The sequence below is a fragment of the Bacillus sp. FSL K6-1218 genome (assembly GCF_038006445.1).
GTDB classification, from domain to species: Bacteria; Bacillota; Bacilli; order Bacillales; family Bacillaceae_G; genus Bacillus_A; species Bacillus_A thuringiensis_S.
The window spans coordinates 265,001-270,000 of the sequence record NZ_JBBOVE010000001.1 but is presented as its reverse complement, the minus strand read 5'-3'; the positions used below and the strand labels follow the sequence as shown (position 1 = coordinate 270,000).

Here is a 5,000-nt window from a genome sequence, read left to right as displayed (position 1 = left end):
CCCGGTTTCCCGGAGTTATCCCAGTCTTATGGGCAGGTTACCCACGTGTTACTCACCCGTCCGCCGCTAACTTCTTGAGAGCAAGCTCTCAATCCATTCGCTCGACTTGCATGTATTAGGCACGCCGCCAGCGTTCATCCTGAGCCAGGATCAAACTCTCCAATAAAGTTAGTTTGTCTAGCATCTAAAAATAAAAATTGACGTTTCACGTTGTTTGTTTCGTTCAGTTTTCAAAGAACTACTTGGTCGCTCATTTGCGACTTCCTTATGTTAACATTTTCATCTTTCAATGTCAACTAAGTTTTTTATTTCATTTGTCGCTTGCGATGTTAATGTCATCGGCGACTTGTTCTATATTACACTTCATTTATATAATCGTCAATACATTATTTTAAAAAACTTTATATTTTATAGAATTCATTTACGTAATCAAATTATCTATTTACGTATTTCTTCTATAGTTATATACAAGCACCCCACAGAACTATCTATAGGGTGCTATTCCATCATAAAAGCTATTGTTCTTTTGACACGGCACTGAACAACTTCCATCAGTACAAGAAAGGTCGTTTCCACCATCTACTGAAAGTTCCTGTAACTTCGGTGCAGGATTCTCTTCTTCCCAAACTTGCTGGAGTGCACCAACAAAAGTTTCAAGTGGTTGTGCACCTGAAATAGCATACTTTTGATTAATAATAAAATAAGGTACTCCCGAAATTTGATATTGCTGTGCAATTGCTTCATCAACCCTAACATCGTTTGCATACACATTTTTATCATTAATAACATTTAAAGCTTCTTGCTTATCTAAACCTGAAGCTTCAGCGATAGTAGCAAGTGTATCCACATCACTTAAATTTTTCGATTCAGTGAAATATGCAAAAAGTAGATTTTCCGTAATCTCCTTTTCTTTTCCATGATTCTTTGCAAACTTCGCAAGACGATGCGCATCAAACGTATTCGTCGGCTTCATCTCATCAAAATTAAAACTTAAACCCATACTAGCTGCATGATTTCCTAGCTGTACGTTATTACGCTTAGCTTCTTCAATACTAATCCCATACTTTGATGCAAGCACTTCATTAATACTTGTTCCAGAGTAAACGGGAGTATTCGGATCCAACTCAAAACTTTTAAACTCAACTTCAACATCCTTCTTATGTGGAAATTGCTCTAAAGCCATCTCCAATCTACGTTTCCCAATATAGCAAAATGGGCATACAAAATCCGACCAAACCTCAATTTTCATGTAAACACCTCATTAACATTTAGTTTTCAATCATTGTAGCACTGAGATTAAGGAATTCAAAAGTTTTTGCTCTATCTCCTTCATATAGTACATACAAAAATACACTTATAGCAGACTACCTAATTAACAAAAAACGATAATCAAAAGGATTAACTATTATCCCTCCGATTATCGTCTATATAAATGCAACAACTTTAATTATGCCGGAATATACTTCCCTACGAACTTCCATACGGTATTCCAATATTTATTCGAATCTACTTTCTCCGCTTCTCCATGCCCAGCACCTGGAACAATTAATTTCTCTTTTTCTACTTTTGCAGCATTATATACTTCATCTAACATTTCAAAAGGAACGAATGTATCAGCATCCCCATGAATGAATAGCATAGGTGTTTTACTTTTCGCAACTTGTTTTACAGCTGAGGCCTCTTCTAAATCGTACCCAGCTCTTAATTTAGTAACCGTATTTGCCGCATTCATAACAGGGAACTTCGGCAAGTGGAATAGATCTTTTAGTTGATAAGTAAATTCATCAATAACAGTTGAGTATCCACAATCTTCAATAATAACTTTAACATTAGAAGGTAAATCTTCTCCTGAAGTCATCATTACAGTTGCCCCGCCCATTGAAACACCAAATAGAGCTATTTCAGCATTAGGATCTTTCTTTAAGATTTGTTGAATCCAAATCAAAACATCTTTACGATCATGCCAGCCCATACCAACATAATCCCCTTCACTATTTCCGTGTCCACGAAGGTCTGGTGCTATGACATTATAGCCTTGTTCATAAAAGTTACGAATATATTTCGTCATTTCTGATGCTCTACCATTGTATCCATGAACCACAATTGCCCATTTATGACTAGATTGTTCATTCATATATTCATAGCTTTTTAAATTCAATTTATCGAAAGAACGTATAGTTAATGTGTTAGGTTTATACTTCGATACGAAGTTCGCATTCTTTTCTTCATTTGTAGCCAATACATCTCCCGATGCATTTACCGTTTCTACTAAATGAGGATTATCTTGTAAAAACTCTTTTTCTTGTTTCGCATTCAACGCGTAGTTATAAAAATAATTCCCAACTAACATATACACGATTACTAGAAGGACTAAGACTACTATAGTAATTATACCTATCCTTTTCATATTATCTCCTTTTCTAACTTAAATCTTCTTATATTAAAGTACATCAAAAAAACAACTGTACTATTTTAACACACTGGTGAATTTTATCTTTAAGAAATAAAATAGAAAATCTTAAATTACATATCAAAAATCACGAAAGAAATCGAATAAAACTTATATAGATATGTAATTAGCTTTGAAAAAAAGTTACAAAACACAAAAAAGACGAGTCATTCTGACTCGTCTTAAGCTTGCTTGGCGACGTCCTACTCTCACAGGGACAAGGTCCCAACTACCATCGGCGCTAGAGAGCTTAACTTCCGTGTTCGGTATGGGAACGGGTGTGACCTCTCTGCCATCATCACCAAACTATGAAGGCATATTCCTTCAAAACTAGATAACATTTGCTACATATTATATGGTTAAGTCCTCGATCTATTAGTATTCGTCAGCTCCACATGTCACCATGCTTCCACCTCGAACCTATCAACCTGATCATCTTTCAGGGATCTTACTAGCTTACGCTATGGGAAATCTCATCTTGAGGGGGGCTTCATGCTTAGATGCTTTCAGCACTTATCCCTTCCGCACATAGCTACCCAGCTATGCCCTTGGCAGAACAACTGGTACACCAGCGGTGCGTCCATCCCGGTCCTCTCGTACTAAGGACAGCTCCTCTCAAATTTCCTACGCCCACGACGGATAGGGACCGAACTGTCTCACGACGTTCTGAACCCAGCTCGCGTACCGCTTTAATGGGCGAACAGCCCAACCCTTGGGACCGACTACAGCCCCAGGATGCGATGAGCCGACATCGAGGTGCCAAACCTCCCCGTCGATGTGGACTCTTGGGGGAGATAAGCCTGTTATCCCCGGGGTAGCTTTTATCCGTTGAGCGATGGCCCTTCCATGCGGAACCACCGGATCACTAAGCCCGACTTTCGTCCCTGCTCGACTTGTAGGTCTCGCAGTCAAGCTCCCTTATGCCTTTGCACTCTACGAATGATTTCCAACCATTCTGAGGGAACCTTTGGGCGCCTCCGTTACACTTTAGGAGGCGACCGCCCCAGTCAAACTGCCCACCTGACACTGTCTCCCGGGTCGATAAGACCCGTAGGTTAGAATTTCAATACAGTCAGGGCGGTATCCCACCAGCGCCTCCACCGAAGCTAGCGCTCCGGTTTCAATGGCTCCCGCCTATCCTGTACAAACTGTACCAAAATTCAATATCAGGCTACAGTAAAGCTCCACGGGGTCTTTCCGTCCTGTCGCGGGTAACCTGCATCTTCACAGGTACTATAATTTCACCGAGTCTCTGGTTGAGACAGTGCCCAAATCGTTACACCTTTCGTGCGGGTCGGAACTTACCCGACAAGGAATTTCGCTACCTTAGGACCGTTATAGTTACGGCCGCCGTTTACTGGGGCTTCAGTTCAGAGCTTCGCTTACGCTAACCCCTCTCCTTAACCTTCCAGCACCGGGCAGGTGTCACCCCCTATACTTCGCCTTACGGCTTCGCAGAGAGCTGTGTTTTTGCTAAACAGTCGCTTGGGCCTATTCACTGCGGCTTTCCGTTAAGAAAGCACCCCTTCTCCCGAAGTTACGGGGTCATTTTGCCGAGTTCCTTAACCAGAGTTCTCTCGCACACCTTAGGATTCTCTCCTCGCCTACCTGTGTCGGTTTGCGGTACAGGCACCTTTTATCTCGCTAGAAGCTTTTCTTGGCAGCGGGGAATCAAAGACTTCGCTCCATAAGGAGCTTCCCCATCACAGCTCAGCCTTTACGATAAGCGGATTTGCCTACTTATCAGCCTAACTGCTTGGACGTGCACAACCAATCGCACGCTTCTTCTATCCTTCTGCGTCCCTCCATTGCTCAAACGATAAAGAGGTGGTACAGGAATATCAACCTGTTGTCCATCGCCTACGCCTGTCGGCCTCGGCTTAGGTCCTGACTAACCCTGAGCGGACGAGCCTTCCTCAGGAAACCTTAGGCATTCGGTGGACGGGATTCTCACCCGTCTTTCGCTACTCATACCGGCATTCTCACTTCTAAGCGCTCCACCAGTCCTTCCGGTCTGACTTCACTGCACTTAGAACGCTCCCCTACCACTGATACCATTGGTATCAATTCGCAGCTTCGGTGGTGTATTTAGCCCCGGTACATTTTCGGCGCAGAGTCACTCGACTAGTGAGCTATTACGCACTCTTTAAATGGTGGCTGCTTCTAAGCCAACATCCTAGTTGTCTAAGCAACTCCACATCCTTTTCCACTTAATACACACTTTGGGACCTTAGCTGGCGATCTGGGCTGTTTCCCTCTTGACTACGGATCTTATCACTCGCAGTCTGACTCCTAAGGATAAGTCATTGGCATTCGGAGTTTGACTGAATTCGGTAATCCGATGAGGACCCCTAGTTCAATCAGTGCTCTACCTCCAAGACTCTTACACTTAAGGCTAGCCCTAAAGCTATTTCGGGGAGAACCAGCTATCTCCAGGTTCGATTGGAATTTCTCCGCTACCCACACCTCATCCCCGCACTTTTCAACGTGCGTGGGTTCGGGCCTCCATTCAGTGTTACCTGAACTTCACCCTGGACATGGGTAGATCACC

At 42.7% G+C, this 5,000-nt stretch carries 2 protein-coding genes and 3 rRNA genes (2 of these 5 running past the window's edge); all 5 read right to left on the bottom strand.

Annotated elements, in window-relative coordinates; all coding sequences use genetic code 11:
• Positions 1–166, bottom strand: a 16S ribosomal RNA gene (locus MHI26_RS01550) (it extends 1,386 nt beyond the left edge of the window).
• 318 nt (positions 167–484) lie between these two features.
• A complete protein-coding gene (locus MHI26_RS01545) occupies positions 485–1,249 on the bottom strand; it encodes a DsbA family oxidoreductase (protein WP_061665954.1) in 765 nt (254 codons plus the stop codon).
• Between the two features lie 198 nt (positions 1,250–1,447).
• Entirely contained in the window at positions 1,448–2,407 is a 960-nt protein-coding gene (locus MHI26_RS01540; RefSeq protein WP_061665953.1) for an alpha/beta hydrolase, read from the bottom strand.
• 232 nt (positions 2,408–2,639) lie between these two features.
• Positions 2,640–2,755: ribosomal RNA gene (gene rrf / locus MHI26_RS01535) — 5S ribosomal RNA — on the bottom strand.
• A gap of 49 nt (positions 2,756–2,804) precedes the next feature.
• A 23S ribosomal RNA gene (locus MHI26_RS01530) occupies positions 2,805–5,000 on the bottom strand (it continues 726 nt past the right edge of the window).